The sequence below is a fragment of the Undibacterium sp. FW305-107 genome (assembly GCF_058788535.1).
Genome location: NZ_JBYTAV010000002.1, coordinates 160,287 through 178,778 on the forward strand (window position 1 = coordinate 160,287; position 18,492 = coordinate 178,778).

Below are 18,492 nucleotides of genomic sequence, written 5' to 3' on the forward strand. Positions count from 1 at the left end.
AAGACCGCAATATTACTGCTTTAGGGACTTGCTGTCAACCCGTTTGCCTGTGTAGCCCTCTAAGAACCTGTTTGCGATCTTACTGCGCGAGCGTGATCGGGGGCCATGTGCTGCTCAAAATGCTCATGTACCAGAGTACATTCCGCTTTTTGCGCTGCGTTTTTGTTACCCCAACCCCGCTGACGCTCGCTACAGATCGTAAAAGGTTCTGAGGAAGGTAATCACAGCGACTTTCTGCTTTCAAAATAGCGTTGCTGACCAGTAATCGGATCATCAAAGCAGATGGATTTTGCCAGTAACTGCAAAGGCGCAGAAAAGTCATCCGCCTTGCAGGGGAGGGCGAAGGGATAAAATGCATCATTCAAGATAGGCGCGCCAAGGCTGCTCATGTGCAGGCGCAATTGGTGTTTTCTACCGGTCACTGGCTGCAATTGGTACAGGCTATTTTCGCCACGTCTTTCCTTGATATCGACCAGGGTTTCTGAATTAGGCATGCCTGCCACTTCGCGCATGACAAAGAACTTTTCTGCTTCTTCCATGTGGCTGTAATGACGTAGCGGGAAAGACAGTGCTGGCAGATGCTTCGCTACTGCGTGATACGTCTTTGCCATGCTTTTACGCTGGAATAGGGATTGATACTGCCCACGGGTGGCTGGATTGTGCGAAAACAGCATGACGCCTGCCGTTTCCCTGTCCAGCCTGTGTATGGGGGTCAGATCCATCAAGCCTGTATTTTTCTTCAGCCTGACCAGCAGGGTTTCCTGCAAAAATCGTCCTGAAGGAATGACAGGCAGGAAATGCGGTTTATCTACTACCAGCAAGTGCTCATCCTGGAACAGGACTTCTTCATGAAACGGGATGGGTGTTTCATTTTCTATTTCGCGATAATAGTAAATACACATGCCGCGTTTGACCATGCTATCGGCAAACAAGACTTTGCCATGCTGATCAACCACCTCTTGTTTGTCCAGCCGTGCTTGCCAGGTGCTGGCACTCACATCAGGGAAATGATCTTGCAAAAAACGGAAGACATTGTCCCAATGACCTTCTGGTATCCATATGTAACTGGGGGCGATGCCATCGCGTACAGGTAGTGGCAGAGGTGGGGCTGACTGGGCTTGCATGTCTGATCGTTTATCGGGTGGACTATTGGCGTCGCCATATTATCATGCAGGCATTGACCCGGAGTTCAGTAGGTTAGCCGATATCATGAAAGTATCCGTCCCGGATGTTAAAACGGTAAAATGCTGGTTTTAACCATTATCGCGCTTTTGCATGTCAGCTTCATTGGCAGCAGGGCGCAGGCTTGTGATCTCATGACTGTACGTACCCGTTTCGCTCCCAGCCCTACCGGCTATCTCCATGTTGGCGGTGCCCGCACTGCCTTGTTCAGTTGGGCATTTGCCCGTCATTTTGGTGGCACTTTCGTGCTGCGCATCGAAGATACCGATCTTGAACGCTCTACGCCTGAAGCCGTGCAAGCGATATTGGAAGGTATGAACTGGCTGGGCTTGCAGCATGATGAAGGTCCGTTTTATCAGATGAAGCGCATGGAGCGTTATAGCGAAGTGCTGGCTGACATGCTGGTAAAAGGTACGGCCTATCACTGCTATTCCTCACCGGATGAAGTTGAGGCCATGCGTGAGCGGCAGCGTGCAGCAGGTGAAAAACCGCGTTATGACGGTACCTGGCGTCCTGAAGCTGACAAGACTTTGCCAGCTATTCCGGCTGACCGCAAACCGGTTATACGTTTCAAAAATCCCCTGGACGGTGAAGTCAGCTGGCTGGATGTCGTCAAGGGACAAATCACCATAGGTAACCGTGAACTGGATGATCTGGTCATAGCCCGCCCTGATGGCACGCCCACTTATAACTTCTGCGTCGCGGTCGATGACTGGGACATGCAAATTACCCACGTTATCCGTGGTGATGATCATGTTAATAACACGCCACGCCAGATCAATATCTTGAATGCACTGGGCGCGACCCTGCCGCATTATGGCCATTTGCCTATGATCCTGGGTGCGGATGGGCAAAAGCTGTCCAAACGTCATGGTGCTGTTAGCGTCATGGATTACCCACTGCAAGGCTACCTGCCTGAAGCCATGCTCAACTACCTGGCACGCCTGGGCTGGAGCCATGGTGATGACGAGATATTCTCCATGGAGCAAATGTGCAGTTGGTTTGATTTAAGCCATTTGTCTGGTTCTGCTGCCCAGTTCAATCCTGAAAAACTGGCATGGATCAATAATCACTACATCAAGGCAGCCGACAATCAGCGCCTGGCTGATTTGATCGCACCGCAAATGTTGAGCGAAGGCGCGCAGTTCGACAATGCCCCGCCATTAACAGCTGTGATCGCGCTGTTGAAAGAACGCGCCAATACCACAGTGGAACTGGGACAGGCGGCCATGCTGTTTTACCGCCAGCCAGCCGCAGATCCGGCATTGATGACTCAGCATGTGACTGAAGCCGTATTGCCGGCCTTGCGCCAATACGCCGAGCTGTGCAAAACCGTGGAATGGAATAAGGCAGCCCTGTCTGCTGCCATGAAACAAACTCTGGCTGACTTCTCGTTGAAGATGCCGCAACTGGCCATGCCTTTGCGCCTGCTGCTCACAGGCCAATTGCAAACACCATCCATCGATGCAGTGATAGAGTTGTTTGGCCGTGAAGTGGTTTTGCAGCGTTTGAGCGTTATTGCTGCTTAGAAAGCGGTAGGGGGCTTTACATCCGGGTAAGCTTCCCCTATAATCTCGTTTCTGTTCTGCAGCGTCGGGGGTATAGCTCAGCTGGGAGAGCGCTTGCATGGCATGCAAGAGGTCAGCGGTTCGATCCCGCTTACCTCCACCAAAAAATGTGGCAGAGCAGAACATACTTGTTGTCCCCATCGTCTAGAGGCCTAGGACATCACCCTTTCACGGTGAGTACAGGGGTTCGAATCCCCTTGGGGACGCCAATCAACTTCATCAAGTTATTGTGGACAACAAGTTGTTAGCGATTTAGGTCAGTAACACGGACAGAATCTGTCCCCATCGTCTAGAGGCCTAGGACATCACCCTTTCACGGTGAGTACAGGGGTTCGAATCCCCTTGGGGACGCCAGTAAGTTCTCGTTAAGAGAGAGAAAAAAGCCTTGAGAAATCAGGGCTTTTTTTGTTTTTGCGGTATGCTTTTCTCTTCAGTTTATTTCGACATAAGCATTCAGCACGATGTGTCAGCGAGGAGGAGGGGAGAAATGGATAAAATTAAAAATCCACAGGTCGCCAAAGTATTCAGCAACTACCCAACGCATATACGGTACAAGCTGATGTACCTGCGTCAATTGGTTTTGGATACCGCATCAGAATGTAAGTTTGCCGACACGCTGGAAGAAACCCTGAAATGGGGTGAGCCAAGCTATCTCGCGAAGACTGGCAGCACCGTCAGAATGGATTGGAAGAGTTCAGCACCAGAGCAATACGCCATGTATTTTCATTGTCAGACGCGGCTGCTTGATACATTCAAAGAGCTTTATAGCGATAAGCTAAAGTTCGAAGGTAACAGAGCAATTATTTTTCATCTGGACGATGAAATCCCGGTTGATGAAGTGAAGCACTGTATTCTTTTGTCACTGACTTATCACGACAGAAAACATCTTCCCATGCTCGGTGTATTAGGAAAAACCAAATAAATGTTTTACTTGAATTGATTTCTGTCGTGCCGTCTATCTTGAGATTAATACAAACCTATTTTTTTACATAGATACGGTCAAACTCACCACCATCATCAAAGTGTTTTTTCTGTGCCTGCTTCCATCCACCGAATACATCATCGACAGTAAACAAATTCACAGTCTTGAAAGAAGCGGCATATTTTTTTGCCGCGATTTCTGAGCGTGGGCGCAGGTAGTGTTTGGCAATCAGGTCCTGGCCAGCTTCGGTGTATAGGAATTGCAGATAAGCAGTCGCGACTTTGCGGGTGCCCAGTTTGTCTGCGACTTTATCGACTACTGCGACCGGGGATTCTGCCAGGATGGAGATTTTTGGATAGACAACTTCAAAGTTGTCACCAAATTCCTGGCGCACCAGTTGTACTTCATTTTCAAATGTCACCAGTACATCACCAATTTCACGTTGTGTGAAAGTGGTGGTCGCACCACGTCCACCGCCGTCAAGCACCGGTACATTCTTGAACAGGTTTTCCACGAGTTGCCTGGCTTGCGCTTCCGTGCCACCGTTCTTGATGACTGAGCCCCAGGCGGCCAGGTAGCTATAGCGACCATTGCCAGACGTTTTTGGATTGGGAATGATGACTTTCAAGCCGGGTTTGCCAAGGTCGTCCCAACTGGCGATATGTTTGGGATTGCCCTTGCGCGTCAGGAACACCATGGTCGAATAAAACGGTGCAGCATTATTCGGGAATTGCTTGGCCCAGTCTTGTGGCAATAAACCTTTGTCCGCCAGGATGTCGATATCATTGGCCTGGTTCATGGTCACTACCGATGCTTCCAGTCCATCAATGACGGAGCGGGCCTGTTTGCTTGAGCCACCATGAGACTGGTTGACGCTGATGCTTTCGCCGGTTTTCCTTTTCCAGTCAGCGACAAAGGCTGGATTGATATCCTTGAACAATTCCCGCGTCACATCATAGGACGCATTCAGGATGCCAGTAGCAGCCTGTGCCGTACTGTAGAAGGCGAACAGGCTGATGCCTGCGATCAACAAGGTTGCAGTAAAAGTGGTGCGGCGCTGGCGTTGGCGTGTTTTGATTAATTGTTTTACATGGGCGATTTTGCTCATTTTTTACTTTCCAGTTTCAGATCAGCCATCATGCGTAATAATGCCTGGCTTGTGAACGATGATATTTTTACTTACTTAGATAGAAATGGCATAAGCGGGCTGTGCTTTCTTTGCTGGAGAAAAACAAATATGCATGCTCAAAATTAGTCTGATATCGGACCATGTTCGCCGCACAACAAGTACATTAATTTTGTTACACTGAGTGCCTGATATATTTATCCGGGTCCAAATCCATGAAGATGACTTCCTCCCTGATGCTGGCCTTATTGGCTACGAGTGCGGCTACAAATATTGCATCGTTTCCAGCTTATGCTGCTGACAACAAAGCGGCCAGTGCCTCTGCTCACGCTGCACAAGCCGGTATAGACTGGCGCAAAGACAATAATGTGGATGCGGCTTTTGCCCAGGCGAAAGCCAGCAACAAGCCCTTGTTCCTGTATTGGGGGGCAATCTGGTGTCCGCCTTGTAATCAGGTGAAGGCAACGATCTTCAATCGTCAGGAATTCATCGATAAATCACGCCACTTCATTCCCGTATATCTGGACGGCGACACGCCAGGTGCGCAAAAATTTGCTTCGCAATTCAAGGTGCGCGGCTATCCGACCATGATCTTGTTCAAGCCTGACGGCACCGAGATTACCCGCCTGCCTGGGGAAGTTGATTCTGAACGCTATCTGCAAGTCCTGACCCAGGCCCTGAATACTTCACTGTCGGTGCAGGAAACGATGAAGCTGGCGCTGGCGGGCAACAAAAACCTCAAGGAAGAAGACTGGAGTTTACTGGCTGACTATTCATGGGATGATCCTGAACAAAAACTGGTACCCGCTAAAGAGCTGGTTGCTACCTTGTTGAAATTATCTGAACTGAGTCCTGCTGGCTTGCATGCGACACGTTTGTACCTGCGCGGTATTTATGCAGCAGCCACGGCAAAGCCTGGTCAAACCTTGCCAACCATAGACAAGGCACAGGCAACAGAGAAAGTCTTGAAAGCCATCGCTGACGCAAAAACAGCGCGTGACAATATGGATCTATTGAGCAACGCAGCTGGCGAAATCACAGAGTTTCTGACCACGGCCAAATCAGAATCGCGCAACAAGCTGGTACGTGCCTGGAACATTGCCCTGGTCAAGCTAGCTGATGATGCCACGATCTCCAAGACCGACAGGCTGGGCGCAGTTGGTGCCCAGGTAGCCTTGGCTAGTCTTGACAATGCCAAGCCAGAAGCAGCATTGCAAAAGGATGTGCAAAAACGCGTAGGCTTGATAGAGCAGGCAACTACCGATGCTTATGAGCGCCAGTCTGTCGTCAATGCTGCTGCGCATGCGCTGGGTGATGCTGGTTTGCTTGATGATTCTGACAGCTTGCTCAAGGCTGAACTCAAGCGTTCACATTCACCTTACTATTTCATGTCTACCCTGGGTTCAAATGCCAAGAAACGTGGCGACAAGGTGGGCGCAGCAAACTGGTATGAGCAGGCTTATAACGCCGCCAAAGGCCCGGCCACACGTTTGCAATGGGGTTCCAACTATGTCAGCAATCTGGTTGATCTGGCACCGAATGATGATGCACGCATAGAAAAAGCAGTACAGAACGTCTTTGGTGAAGCAGCAAAAGTCGATAATGCCTTCTATGAGCGTAACCGCGCTTATCTGGAAAAAATGGGTAAAAAACTCACAGACTGGAATAAGGAAGGCAAGCACCAAGTTGCTTACCAAAAAGCCCGTACGCAACTTGATGGCATTTGCGGCAAGTTACCTGCGAGTGATCCGCAAAAAGCAGTTTGCCAGGGTGTGCTGAATAAATCCTGATCAGCTAAATTAAGGTAAATAAAAATCCCGCGATTGCAAAGTCGCGGGATTTTTCTTTGCTTCATTAATTTGCTTAATTAATTTTGCTTCATTTAGTCTGGCTTGAATTGATGCGCAAAAGTAAATTCATCCGTTCTTGCTTTGTAATTCAAACCTTTGCGCAATGCCCAACTGGCATATTGATGGTGCAAAGGTATAACGGCGTAATCTTGCATGGCTGTGGCCATTGCTTTCCTGGCAAAGCCTTCTCGTTTGTCGGCTTCGACAGAAGCCAGGGAAGATTCTATCGCCTCATCCACCGCACGATTGCTGTATTTACCCCAGTTCCAGCTACCCCAGCCATTCTCGGCGTTGACGGTACCTAAAGTTGTGCGCAGAGCAAAATCACCGGCAAGTGAACCCCAGCCCAGCAAAGCCATGCTGTAATCGCCTTTTGCTGCCTTGGGGAAGTACACCGCCAGCGGTTGTGTCTCTACCTTGGCCTGTATGCCCACCTTGCTGAGAAATTGCGCCACTGTCTGCACAATTTGTTCATCATTGATATAGCGGTTATTCGGCCCGTGCAAGGTGATGGTAAAGCCATTTGGGTAACCAGCTTCAGCCAGCAATTTTTTTGCACCTTCGGGATCGTAAGCTTCCACCTTTAAACTATCGTTGTAGCCAAACACGCCAGGGGCGACGAGATTGGATGCGGGCACTGCCAGGCCTTCCAGTATCCGTTCTGTCAATGCCGTGCGGTTGATGGCCTTGGCAATGGCCTTGCGTACACGTATATCCTTGAGCGGATTGGCAGCAAGGGGTTTGCCAGCTTTGTCGGTGATAAAAGGTGAGACCCTGGCCTGATGATCAAGTTGCCAGAACAGGGTGCGCCAGGAAATTTTTTGTTCCAGCTTGAATTTGGCATTGTTTTTGAGCTTGCTCAAATCTGCTGGCGGTATGCTTTCTATGGCATCAACATCACCAGACAACAGGGCGGCCATGCGTGGTGCACCTGCAGTGATGATGCGGAAGGTGACTTTATCCCAGGCCGATTTCTCGCCCCAGTAAGCATCATTTTTTGTCAGTTCAACGGCATCGCCGCGTTTGAAGCTGGCAAATTTATAAGGACCTGTGCCTATTGCTGCCTTGCCGCTGTTGAAATCATCCGTGCTGGCCTGCAATGCAGCTTTTTTTGAGATGATGAAGACAGAACTCATGTCCAGTGGCAGTGGGCCATACGCAGTTGCAGTCTTCAAACGTAGCGTGTACGGGTCAACAATTTGTTTGCCGACGATTTGCTTGGTAAAGCTGGTGTAAGGACCTGGGCTGTTCTTTATCTGCGCTGGGCGGTCTAGGGAAAACACGATATCTTCTGCCGTCATTTCGCTGCCATCATGAAACTTCACACCATGGCGCAACTTGAATTCCCAGGTAGTGGGATTGATCGCCTTCCATGAGAGTGCCAGACCAGGTGCAACCCGCCCGTCAGAGTCAACACTGACCAGTGCCTCGAACAAATGCGAAGCCATGGCGTTATTCGGGCCGCTATTGAAATAATGCGGGTCCAGAGAGTTCACATCCGCCGCCAGGCCAATTTTTAAATTGGCAGCAAAACTGAAGCTGGCCGTTGTCATAAACAATGCGGCGATGGAAGTGGCGAGTAGATTTTTTATATTCATAAATTGCATTATTAACGTGATGTACTTCTGGCACTGTCTGATGGCGCACAGAGTGAGAAACCGTTGCAAAATTAACCTGGCGTTGTTGCGCCACCTTGCCGTACTAAAGTATTGTCTGAGCCGGCGACGCCTGGCCGGGGGCGCTTGACCATCTTAGTTTTGCAGCAGTTTCTTAGAGCTTAGCATTCGCTGGCATTATGTGCTGATCACTTGTCTTTGCTGCAAATAATCTTTGCTTATGAGCTTATGACAGATTTGGGAAATAAAAAACCGCCAGGCATTTCTGCTGGCGGTTTTCGAGGCGAAGACTAATTCAGGCTGTAGTATTAATCCTTGTTCCTGTTATCTGACCACTGGTATTGACCACGGGTTTAGGCTGATCTGGCGGCGGTTCGGGCGACTTTGCTGCCTGCTTGCTCAACTGTGCTTGCTGTGCAGCTTGCGCATCTGTGACCCTTTTTGCATCTGCAATGGCATCAGCCGTGCCGGAATCCCTGTCAGGTGCAGCGCCTATGGTTTCACTATTTTGTTTTGCGCGCGCTTCTGCAGCTTGCTGAAGCAACTGCTGGGTTTGCGCTGAACTGGAAGAATTGACTGAAGTTACCATTATTGCACTCGCTTTTTGCTCACATGGAGCGAAGATTGAAACTCATTCCAACATAGTATTCTGGCTTGGAATATACAAGCGATTTAAACACAAAATCACGTTTCTTGCTTTAGATAAACTTGGTGGAAGGCAAGTTAATCATTTGTTTTTCATCTGAGTTTCATCCGATTTTCTTCTTACTTTAGACATTTTTTTGTATATACAAATTCGATTATATGATTGGAAAAGCTTGATTCCTTTCGTTACAGTGCTCCCCATCGGTTACATATTTTGTTTGGGAAATCAGTGTTACGTATTGAGCAATTAGGTAAGTATTACAAGGTCAACGGTCAGTCAGTGCTGGCCCTCAACAATATCAATCTGGAAATTAATAAAGGACAAATTTTTGGCATCATAGGCCGCTCAGGTGCGGGTAAAAGCACCTTGCTGCGAACTTTGAATTTGCTGGAGCACCCCAGCCAGGGCAAGGTGTGGATAGAAGGCGAAGACATCACCGCATTTGACGGGCCGCAGTTGCATAGTTTGCGCCAGCGCATAGGCATGGTCTTCCAACATTTCAATTTATTGTATGCAAAAACCGTCTCTGAAAATATTGCCTTTCCTCTCAAATTGAGCGGGAAATATACAGCACAGGAAATCCAGGCAAGAGTTGTCGAACTGCTTGAACTGGTGGGTTTGCAAGACCAGGGTGGCAAGTATCCTTCGCAGTTATCGGGTGGGCAAAAACAGAGGGTGGGTATTGCCCGCGCGCTGGCAAATTATCCCCATCTCTTGTTGTGCGATGAAGCGACTTCTGCACTTGACCCTGAGACCACGCAGGCCATCTTGCACCTGTTATTGGATATCAATCAAAAGCTGGGTCTGACCGTCGTTTTGATTACACATGAAATGCAGGTGATACGAACGATCTGCGACAGGGTAGCAGTGATTGATGCCGGTGAAATTGTTGAGCAGGGTGAAGTTGTCGATGTATTCCTGCACCCTCAGCATGCAGTGACGCAAAGCCTGGTTGCTGAAAATCAGGCACTGGATTTGTCAGCGCTTGAACGCAGTGATCAGGACCCGGATCGTCATTTGCTGCGCCTGAGTTATGTTGGTGCCAGCACGAATGAGCCCATCATTACACGCATCGCAGCACAGACAGGGATTGATATCGCGATCTTGCAAGGGGTGATAGGACGCATCAAGAATACGCCGTACGGACAGTTGCTGGTTGAGTTGCATAGTACGGAAGAGCAGTCTGAGGTTGTGGAGAATCTGTTCATCAATGCAGGTGTCAGGGTTGCAAGAATCAGCGCAGCGGCAGGAGTGCATTGATGGACTTCTCTCAAATTGACTGGAGTGATATCGCACTGGCGACACTCGATACTTTAACCATGACAGGTGCCTCGCTGCTATTCACGGTGCTGCTGGGTTTGCCTTTGGGTGTATTGCTGTTTTTGACGGGTAAAAAACAATTGCTGGAACAGGGAGTGCTCTACGCGGTGTTGTCTGTCGTGGTGAATATTTTACGTTCCATCCCTTTCATTATTTTGCTCATCGTGCTGATTCCTTTCACATTGCTGTTAATGGGAACATCGCTGGGAGTACCGGGCACGATACCGCCGCTGGTAATAGGAACAACACCATTTTTTGCACGCTTGGTGGAAAACGTTTTGCGTGAAGTGGATAAGGGAATTATCGAAGCCTGCCAGGCCATGGGTGCCAAGACCTGGCAAATTATCTGGCATGCCTTGTTGCCGGAAGCTTTACCGGGTTTGCTGGCAGCAGCGACTGTAACGACGATAGCCCTGGTGTCTTATGCAGCCATGTCGGGAGTGATTGGTGGTGGTGGCCTGGGTGACCTGGCGCTGCGTTATGGTTACCAACGTTTTCAAACCGAAGTCATGGTGGTCACGGTATTTATTTTGATTGTACTGGTGCAGTTGCTGCAGTTCGTGGGCGACAAGCTGGTGTTGAAATTCACACGTAAGTAAATTGCTAAATAACTAGCGAAATAAGTAGCTAAGTAACTAGGTACATAACTAAGTAAGTTTTTATTTTTTAAATTGGAGCCTGTATGTCTTTTAACTTGAAACGCCGTTTCTCACTTATTCTTGCAAGTGGCCTGATAGCCGCTGCTGTATTTTCACCGGCAGCATTTGCAGTGGAAACCTTGAACATTGCTGCCAGCCCTGTGCCGCATGCAGAGATACTTGAATTTATCAAACCGCAACTCGCCAAAGAGGGTGTTGATTTGAAAGTGAAGGTTTTCACTGACTATATACAGCCGGCAGTGCAGGTCAATGAAAAACACCTGGATGGCAATTTCTTTTTGCATCAGCCATACCTGAATGAATTCAAGAAAAGTCACAAGAACGATATAGAAGTACCTATCGCCAAGGTGCATGTAGAGCCCTTTGCTGCCTACTCAAGCAAGTACAAAAAACTGGCTGACTTGCCAGACGGCGCTACGGTCGCTATTCCAAATGACCCATCCAATTCAGGCCGCGCCTTGCTGCTGCTGGCCAAACAGGGTTTGTTGAAATTGAAGGACCCCAAAAATATCTCTGCTACCCAAAAAGATATTATTGAAAATCCGAAGAAATTGAAATTCAAGGAGCTGGAAGCCGCAACTCTGCCACGTGTATTGAATCAGGTTGATCTGGCTTTGATCAATACTAACTATGCGATAGAAGCAAAACTCAATCCTGTGAAAGATTCTTTGTTTATTGAAGATGCAAATTCACCATATGCAAATTTGCTGGTGGCACGTGAAGACAATAAAAACAGCCCGGCATTCAAAAAACTGGTTGCCGCTTTGAATTCACCTGAAGTTAAAAAATTCATCGAAGATAAATACAAGGGAGCGGTCGTACCTGCTTTTTAATCGTTCGTTGATATAAAAAACATCCCTGCAAAATTTCTTTTGCAGGGGTGTTTTTTTGAAGCTCAACTTTTGCCGCCTGTTATCTGTTGAGCGATGCAGGTTCAGTCGCTGCCTGTTTAAGTGATGGTTTTGACGCAAAGCTTTTCAGATAATCAAGATTGTCTCTGAAATCAACCTCTCTCATCGCATTGCCTTTTGGCGTACTGTATTCCAGTAAGAGATTGTTGTCATTTGACAGCAGTAATTCCTTGGATGAAATCATGGACTTGACTTGCTCTGGGTTCAGTATCAGTGCTTCGGAAATACTTCGTATTCCATTGGGATACAGATCCAGATATGCTTTCATCTTCGCATTCGTGCTCATGGACAGCAGGCGCTCTTGCTTTTGACTATTTGGAAATGCACCTGGACTATTGCTGCCTATCATGACACCTTGCGTACCTACTGCGTATACCCATACATAGCGAAATGTATTGGATGCACTGGCGATGATGACATCTAAATCTCGTTTTGACATGTGCTTTAGCTGTATCCATTGTTTCAATATGCCATCGCCATTGAGTTTTTTTGCCGCTAAAGCATAAAATTCCTGATTGTAAAGTGATGCTGCGCCAGCAAACCAGATGGACGTGAGTTGTATGGCAATCAGGTCGTACTTGTCATGCGTCAGTGATAAATAATTTCTGCCATCGGTGTAAAAAAAAGATACACCTGTTTGTGACGCAACGTGCTGATTAACGTCGGCAAAATGGCGATTGGAAATATTTACCAAGTCGCGGCTCAGGTCGACGACTTCCATGGATTTGAAACCGGATTCATGTATCGCCATCGCCGTAATACCCGTGCCGTATCCTATTACCAGGGCCTTATCATAATTGTTCAGGTGGAGCACGGGAATAAGTCCGTAACCTATCTGAGGCGCCATTTCAGTGCCCCGTTCCATGGCATTATTGCCCTGGAATTTACCATTGGTAGTAAGGGTTTTAAATTCTTTGCCCTCTATGCCTTGTGCCACGACCGCGGTCAGGCCGCCATCGGCACTTTCTGCATGATCTATCATTTTCCAGCCCGCATAATAAGTAGATCTGAAATAAGTATTGATGCCAGTGGCGATGACATTCAAGTCCAGTTGTTTGGGACAGACAATCAAAAGTACTGTGGCGGCAATGGCGCTGCCATACTGCTGGAATGCCGGGGCAGATTTATCGCGTGTATTCCATGTGGAAATCAGCAGCAACACGAAAGCGACAATGCCGCATAGCAGGCTGGTATGAAATCCACCGATGGCAGGCAAGAGTACAAATCCCGCAAGCAATACGCCAGCGATGTTACCCAGGGTATTAATGGCTGACGGAAAACCTATGCCATCATGCCGCCCTCTGGACGCAATGTTCATGCTGACAGGGTAGAGGGCGCCGATCGCGAATGCCGGTGGCAGCGCAATAATGATGGCGGGAACCGCACGCAAGAACTCACGGAGCCAGAACGAATATGGAACTGAAATTTGTGCCAATCCATAAAAATACAGAGAAGAAAGGTGCCACAAAAATGTAGAGCACAAGATAGTGCAGGTCAGCAAGAACAAGGCTTCGTTCAAATGTTCATTGGCTGAGCGCCTGGATGCCTTGCCTGCATATCTGCCACCCAGAGCCAGGCCCGCGAGAAAGCAGGTCAGCATAAGGGAAAATGCATATGTGCTATTGCCTATGACAACGGCGAGTAAATGGATGGTCGAGACTTCCATCATCATCGTGAGTGCACCTACGACAAGCAAGACAAACAGACCAAAGCGGTGTGAGCCATGTAAATGTGGATTCGCTTGCCCATGTTTTTCTGCTGGTAATGCATTTGAAGCTTTTGCCTCACTAACCAGCAAGAATGCCAGTAAGGCCACCAGAATATCAATTGCTGAAGAAAGCCAAAGCGTTCCATTCATACCCAGCGCAGGAATGATCAGGTAGCCTGACAATAAGGCACCAGACGCTGCACCAAAAGTATTGGCGGAATAAAACCAGGATATAGAAGCGATACAGGATTTGCTGTCTGCAATGGCACGCACTAGCAAGGGAAAGGTCAGGCCCATCAGGATGGTAGGAAAAAGCAAGACTAGTGCGCCCAGTAAAACCTGATAAATGACGAGAGCAGCAGAATCAGGCCTGTAGCTTATTGCAATCATCAGATAGATATCGTGTGCGAAAGAAAATATGTAGGGCGTGCACAGGCAATATAAAGCGATAGCCAATTCTGCCATGGCATACATACGCACAGGAAAACGTGTTCGTTTAGTCAGACCTGCACCTATCGCTGCGCCGATTGCCATTCCTGCCATGTAAATCGCCAGGACGGTATAAGTAGCGCTGGACTGGCTGCCAAATACCAGGGCAAGTTTTTTTGCGAAATAAATCTGATAAGCGAGTGCAGCAAAACCAGAGGCAAAGAAAATTCCAAACAGCGTGTTGATTTTTTTCACAGGTATATTTTTTTATAAGGAGCGTTGCCCGGACGCTTGTTAATAAGCGGTCTATTCTTTGCTTATCATATCGTCTTAATGACCGGTTTTAATGAATGATAGTAAAAATAATTTGATATTAAATTTATAATTTTAGATCATTAAGTGATTAGTAAGCACAGTGCTTGCATATCCTTACCGTAGGATTCTTGATGCTTTTAGAGTGGATTGTAGCGGTGCTGATGAGTGGCTAAGGTTGTGCAGGTATTGAGGCCAGGGAGGAGGGGAGCAGGCAAAAAAAACGCCGCTATATTCAGCGGCGTTTTTTGCACGGTCTTTACGTCTTATTGCTTAGTTACGTACGACTTTTTTGTATTCGTTAGTGCGTGTATCGATTTCGATCATGTCGTCCTGGCTGACGAACAGTGGAACTTGAACGATATGGCAATATTCTTCGATCGCGTTTTCGATCTTGGCTTCTTTCAGGACGTTGCCTGAAGTGTTGCCTTTAACTGCTGGTTCAGAGTAAATAACCTGACGAACGATGGTTGTAGGCAATTCAACAGAGATAGCTTTACCGTCATAGAACACGGCTTCGCATTCCATGCCATCTTTCAGGTAGTTGATGGATTCGCCCATGTTTTCTGCTTCGATTTCATACTGGTTGTATTCTTGATCCATGAATACGAACAGTGGGTCAGCGAAGTAAGAATAAGTAACTGGTTTTTTGTCCAATACAACTACGTCAAACTTGTCGTCGCCACGGAAGACGTTTTCTTGTGGGCTATTAGTCAACAGGTTTTTCATTTTCCACTTGTAAGTGAAACCTGTACGGCTGGAGCCGTTGACATCAGAGCGCAATACGATCATTGGTTTGCTGTCGACCATAATGATGTTGCCAACACGAATTTCTTTTGCAAATTTCATAGCGAGTATACGTAAAAAGTAGGTTGCATAAAAATCATCTGTTGCCTACTGGCAAAAAATCACCGCAAGCCCACGTTTGATTGAGATTTAAAACAGGTTAAAAATTAACCCAACATTATACTGCATCTTTTTGGCTTGCTACCCGAAGTGTATTGACGAACTTTAATAAATTGCCCGTCATATCCCCATTTTCGTGCATTTTTTCCTGCCAGCCGTCAGAAAGCCGTGTAATTTCAGACAGGTCGGCTTGAAAGGTTTGCCATATTTCTGGCCAGTCCAAGGGCGGATGGCTGACACCATTCCAGGCATGTGACAAGGCAATCAGGCTTGCTGTCGCAGATGTAGTGGTTTTTAAAAATGCATTCAATTTCACATGATGCAGGTTTTCATCCTGAGGATAGATATGCCAGATGAAGGGTTTGTTAGCCCACTGCGCCCGCACGAATGAGTCTTCACCACGGACAAAGTTGACATCGCAAGCCCACAGCAATTTGTCGTAATCGGCTTGCGGGATGAAGGGCAGTACACGTACTGTCAATGCACCTTGACTGCAACTGACACCTGCTTTGGATGCTTGCCCCAGAAACGCTTCGATTGCTTCACTTGCGACGCCTTCAGGCACCAGGCAAGTCATGGATTGATCGCCGGTTCGCCATGTTCTGAGCAAATCAGCTACAGGTGCATGCGGGTAACAAAACAGCGATACTTTTGTGCTATTGATCTCGGTTTCAGTCAACCCCAATTGCCTCAGGAAGACAGCGACAGCCTGAGTATCAGCTTGAAATGCGGCTCTTTCATGGTCCAGGCTGGCTTCGCGCAACAGGCCACCGGTTTTGTTGTTGAAGCCAGGAAAAAAGAAATGCTTGGTCAATGACAAGGAAGGATGCGGCGAAGGCAGGGTATGGCAGCCTTCCACCCATTCTTCAGCCGTCAAACCCTCAAGATTGAGCCAGACCGGGCGCGGATCACACTTTGCCATGGCCTGGATATAGCCAGGCGGTATATCACAGGCAAAAAATTCTATGACGATATCGGCAATATCGGCCACATTAAATGTACCCTGCTGATCACGCCAGTGTCTGACGGTAACGCCCGCAATTTCCTGCACTTCAGCATCAATATTCACTTGCGGGCAGATCCGCTGGAAACTGCGCAAATCGTCCACCCATAGTGCGACAACGATGCCATGCTCCCGCTGCAGTTGCCTGGCCATGCGCCAGCAAATGCCTATATCGCCGAAGTTATCGACCACCTTGCAGAAAAGGGCCAAAGATTTTGCTGTGGGGTTTATATTTTTTTCTGTTGAATGCATTGCAATGTTTCTTAAAAACGGTTTTTCCATTCACGCAAGGCAGCGAAATGGCTGACTTCATTTTGTGCTGCAGGAATTTTGCCGCTTTCCAAAAGGCGGCTGATGACTGTACTTTCGCGGCTGCGCAAGAATGGATTGGTCTGTTTTTCCAGTCCTATCTGGGTAGGCACGGTAGGTATGCCTTGTTCACGTCTGGCTTGTTCACGTTTGATGCGCTCCAGCAAATCCTGGTTGCCAGGCTCGACCTCTTTGGCGAAGCGCAGATTGGACAAGGTGTATTCATGGGCGCAATATACAGCCGTATCATCAGGCAAAGCGGCCAGTTGATCGAGCGAATGCAACATCTGTGCAGGCGTACCCTCGAACAGGCGGCCACAGCCACCGGCAAACAGGGTGTCACCACAAAACAGCCAATGCTGCTCAGGTGCGAAGTAAGCAATATGCCCTAAGGTATGTCCGGGTACATCCAGCACTTTCAATTCCAGATTGATGCCGGGCACAGTCACTACATCATCTTGTTTCAGCTTTTGCGTAACGACAGCTATCTTGTCATTGGTGGGGCCAAACACCGGTACAGTCGCATGTTCCAGCAGGCGCGGGACACCGCCAATATGATCTGCATGGTGATGAGTGAGTAAAATAGCGGACAATGTCAGTTGGTGCTGTGTCAGAGCTTGTAAAATTGGCATGGCATCGCCAGGATCAACCACGACAGCATGCTGGCCGTCATGGATAATCCATAGATAATTGTCGTCAAAGGCGGGGACAGTCAATATACTCAGGGAATTCTTCATATCAGGCATGGATGCTTTGGAAAAAAACATTATAGACCTCGGAGCTTGGTTAGAGCTGCCAGCCGGTAGCTATATCCGTCAATGGGAGCAGGCCATGCTCGATAAATTGACGGTGGACATCTTTGGTTTCAATGCCTTACAGATAGGTTTGCCGCAAATTGATGCACTCGCAGCCAGCCGCATGCCACATCGCTGGCTGACCAATTCCGGTATGCCGGATGAAAATCAGCCCGGGCACAAGCGCCCTGTCGTTGTTATTCATGATTTTGCTGAGCTGCCCTTTGATGCGCACAGCATAGATTTGATCGTTTTGCCGCATGTGCTGGAATTTGCTGAGGAACCGCATCAGATATTGCGCGAGGTCGAGAGGGTATTGATACCTGAGGGGCGGGTCATTGTCACCGGCTTTAACCGTGCCAGCCTGTGGGGGGCAAGGCAGGCAACCGGGCGTTTGAGCAAAAATTATTTCTTGCCCAAAGAAGGCGAATTCATCAGCCCACCGCGTTTGAAAGATTGGCTGAAATTATTGAATATGGAAGTGGGTAGCAGCGATTTTGGTTGCTATGCCCCTCCCGTTAAATCGGAAAAATGGTTGCAACGTTATCGTTTCATGGAAAAAGCAGGGCAACGCTGGTGGCCTTATTTTGGCGCAGTGTATATATTGCAGGCCGTAAAAAGAGTAAAAGGCATGCATTTGATAGGGCCCGCATGGAAACAAAAGCGGGTGTCCAGTGCACATGCCTTGCCAGTTGCAAACAAATCAAAAGAATCAAATGGATAATATAGAAATTTACACAGATGGTGCCTGCAAAGGCAATCCCGGTGTTGGTGGCTGGGGTGCTTTGCTGGTGGCTGGCAATAAAGAAAAAGAATTATTTGGTGGCGAAAAAGAAACGACGAATAACCGCATGGAATTGATGGCGGTGATACAGGCGCTGGGTGCATTGAAGCGTCCCTGTCATATCACTCTGCATACTGATAGTCAGTATGTATTAAAGGGCATCACTGAATGGATTACAGGCTGGAAAGCCAAGGGCTGGAAAACAGCTTCCAAGGCGCCGGTAAAAAATGTCGACCTGTGGCAGCAACTCGATGTTGCACGTGCCATCCATGAAATCGACTGGCGCTGGGTGCGTGGTCACACTGGCCACCCTGGTAATGAAAGAGCCGATCAACTGGCTAACCGAGGCGTTGAATCGGTATTGTAAAAGCAGGCAAGATATCTCATGGACATAGCGAACATCCATACCAGCATACAACAAGGCCTTCAGCACAATGAAGGCGCTTT

At 48.1% G+C, this 18,492-nt stretch carries 16 protein-coding genes and 3 tRNA genes; 11 read left to right on the top strand and 8 right to left on the bottom strand.

Going from position 1 to position 18,492, the window contains the following annotated elements; all coding sequences use genetic code 11:
• Nucleotides 1-221: 221 nt before the first annotated feature.
• The gene (locus AC3WQT_RS04760) at nucleotides 222-1,124 is read right to left on the bottom strand and encodes a pseudouridine synthase (protein ID WP_492702682.1); all 903 of its coding nucleotides are present in this window, start codon (nucleotides 1,122-1,124) and stop codon (nucleotides 222-224) included.
• 192 nt (nucleotides 1,125-1,316) lie between these two features.
• Between AC3WQT_RS04760 and gltX the strand changes: the two genes are divergently transcribed.
• The 5 genes from gltX to AC3WQT_RS04785 all read left to right on the top strand — a co-directional run bounded on the left by gltX (nucleotide 1,317) and on the right by AC3WQT_RS04785 (nucleotide 3,672).
• A complete protein-coding gene (gltX, locus tag AC3WQT_RS04765; RefSeq protein WP_492702683.1) occupies nucleotides 1,317-2,711 on the top strand; it encodes a glutamate--tRNA ligase in 1,395 nt (464 codons plus the stop codon).
• Nucleotides 2,712-2,777: 66 nt separating this feature from the next.
• Nucleotides 2,778-2,853 (top strand) — tRNA-Ala (locus tag AC3WQT_RS04770).
• Nucleotides 2,854-2,883: 30 nt separating this feature from the next.
• Nucleotides 2,884-2,959: transfer RNA gene (locus tag AC3WQT_RS04775), tRNA-Glu, on the top strand.
• 69 nt (nucleotides 2,960-3,028) lie between these two features.
• Nucleotides 3,029-3,104: transfer RNA gene (locus tag AC3WQT_RS04780), tRNA-Glu, on the top strand.
• 133 nt (nucleotides 3,105-3,237) lie between these two features.
• Nucleotides 3,238-3,672, top strand: coding sequence for a DUF1801 domain-containing protein (locus AC3WQT_RS04785; RefSeq protein ID WP_492702684.1), 435 nt, complete (start codon nucleotides 3,238-3,240; stop codon nucleotides 3,670-3,672).
• Nucleotides 3,673-3,727: 55 nt separating this feature from the next.
• On the opposite strand, the gene AC3WQT_RS04790 is transcribed toward AC3WQT_RS04785, so the two are convergent.
• Entirely contained in the window at nucleotides 3,728-4,780 is a 1,053-nt protein-coding gene (locus AC3WQT_RS04790) for a sulfate ABC transporter substrate-binding protein (protein WP_492702685.1), read from the bottom strand.
• Between the two features lie 233 nt (nucleotides 4,781-5,013).
• Here AC3WQT_RS04790 and AC3WQT_RS04795 point away from each other — a divergent pair, with 233 nt between their 5' ends.
• Nucleotides 5,014-6,588, top strand: a complete 1,575-nt coding sequence (locus AC3WQT_RS04795; protein ID WP_492702686.1) for a thioredoxin family protein — start codon at nucleotides 5,014-5,016, stop codon at nucleotides 6,586-6,588.
• 92 nt (nucleotides 6,589-6,680) lie between these two features.
• Here the strand turns inward: AC3WQT_RS04795 and AC3WQT_RS04800 are convergent, their stop codons facing one another.
• Both AC3WQT_RS04800 and AC3WQT_RS04805 read right to left on the bottom strand, forming a co-directional pair.
• Nucleotides 6,681-8,246, bottom strand: coding sequence for an ABC transporter substrate-binding protein (locus AC3WQT_RS04800; protein WP_492702687.1), 1,566 nt, complete (start codon nucleotides 8,244-8,246; stop codon nucleotides 6,681-6,683).
• A 313-nt stretch (nucleotides 8,247-8,559) separates the two neighbouring features.
• Complete coding sequence (locus AC3WQT_RS04805) at nucleotides 8,560-8,853, bottom strand: hypothetical protein (protein ID WP_492702688.1); 294 nt, start codon at nucleotides 8,851-8,853, stop codon at nucleotides 8,560-8,562.
• 285 nt (nucleotides 8,854-9,138) lie between these two features.
• Here AC3WQT_RS04805 and AC3WQT_RS04810 point away from each other — a divergent pair, with 285 nt between their 5' ends.
• The 3 genes from AC3WQT_RS04810 to AC3WQT_RS04820 all read left to right on the top strand — a co-directional run bounded on the left by AC3WQT_RS04810 (nucleotide 9,139) and on the right by AC3WQT_RS04820 (nucleotide 11,722).
• A complete protein-coding gene (locus tag AC3WQT_RS04810; protein ID WP_492702689.1) occupies nucleotides 9,139-10,170 on the top strand; it encodes a methionine ABC transporter ATP-binding protein in 1,032 nt (343 codons plus the stop codon).
• The gene (locus tag AC3WQT_RS04815; RefSeq protein WP_492702690.1) at nucleotides 10,170-10,829 is read left to right on the top strand and encodes a methionine ABC transporter permease; all 660 of its coding nucleotides are present in this window, start codon (nucleotides 10,170-10,172) and stop codon (nucleotides 10,827-10,829) included. The genes AC3WQT_RS04810 and AC3WQT_RS04815 overlap by 1 nt, the downstream gene beginning before the upstream one ends.
• A gap of 83 nt (nucleotides 10,830-10,912) precedes the next feature.
• On the top strand, nucleotides 10,913-11,722 hold the full coding sequence (locus tag AC3WQT_RS04820; RefSeq protein ID WP_492702691.1) for a MetQ/NlpA family ABC transporter substrate-binding protein: 810 nt from the start codon (nucleotides 10,913-10,915) through the stop codon (nucleotides 11,720-11,722).
• 79 nt (nucleotides 11,723-11,801) lie between these two features.
• Here AC3WQT_RS04820 and AC3WQT_RS04825 read toward each other — a convergent pair whose 3' ends face one another.
• The 4 genes from AC3WQT_RS04825 to gloB all read right to left on the bottom strand — a co-directional run bounded on the left by AC3WQT_RS04825 (nucleotide 11,802) and on the right by gloB (nucleotide 17,234).
• The gene (locus AC3WQT_RS04825; RefSeq protein ID WP_492702692.1) at nucleotides 11,802-14,192 is read right to left on the bottom strand and encodes a fused MFS/spermidine synthase; all 2,391 of its coding nucleotides are present in this window, start codon (nucleotides 14,190-14,192) and stop codon (nucleotides 11,802-11,804) included.
• 330 nt (nucleotides 14,193-14,522) lie between these two features.
• Entirely contained in the window at nucleotides 14,523-15,098 is a 576-nt protein-coding gene (locus AC3WQT_RS04830) for an elongation factor P (RefSeq protein ID WP_110254008.1), read from the bottom strand.
• A gap of 115 nt (nucleotides 15,099-15,213) precedes the next feature.
• Entirely contained in the window at nucleotides 15,214-16,410 is a 1,197-nt protein-coding gene (gene earP / locus AC3WQT_RS04835; protein ID WP_492702693.1) for an elongation factor P maturation arginine rhamnosyltransferase EarP, read from the bottom strand.
• An 11-nt stretch (nucleotides 16,411-16,421) separates the two neighbouring features.
• Nucleotides 16,422-17,234, bottom strand: coding sequence for a hydroxyacylglutathione hydrolase (gene gloB / locus AC3WQT_RS04840; protein ID WP_492702694.1), 813 nt, complete (start codon nucleotides 17,232-17,234; stop codon nucleotides 16,422-16,424).
• Between gloB and AC3WQT_RS04845 the strand changes: the two genes are divergently transcribed.
• Complete coding sequence (locus tag AC3WQT_RS04845; protein ID WP_492702695.1) at nucleotides 17,212-17,985, top strand: methyltransferase domain-containing protein; 774 nt, start codon at nucleotides 17,212-17,214, stop codon at nucleotides 17,983-17,985. The two genes, gloB and AC3WQT_RS04845, sit on opposite strands and share 23 nt — an antisense overlap.
• Nucleotides 17,978-18,412 (top strand): ribonuclease HI, encoded by a 435-nt coding sequence (rnhA, locus tag AC3WQT_RS04850; RefSeq protein WP_492702696.1) that lies wholly within the window; start codon nucleotides 17,978-17,980, stop codon nucleotides 18,410-18,412. Before AC3WQT_RS04845 ends, rnhA begins: the two co-directional genes overlap by 8 nt.
• Nucleotides 18,413-18,492 lie beyond the last annotated feature (80 nt).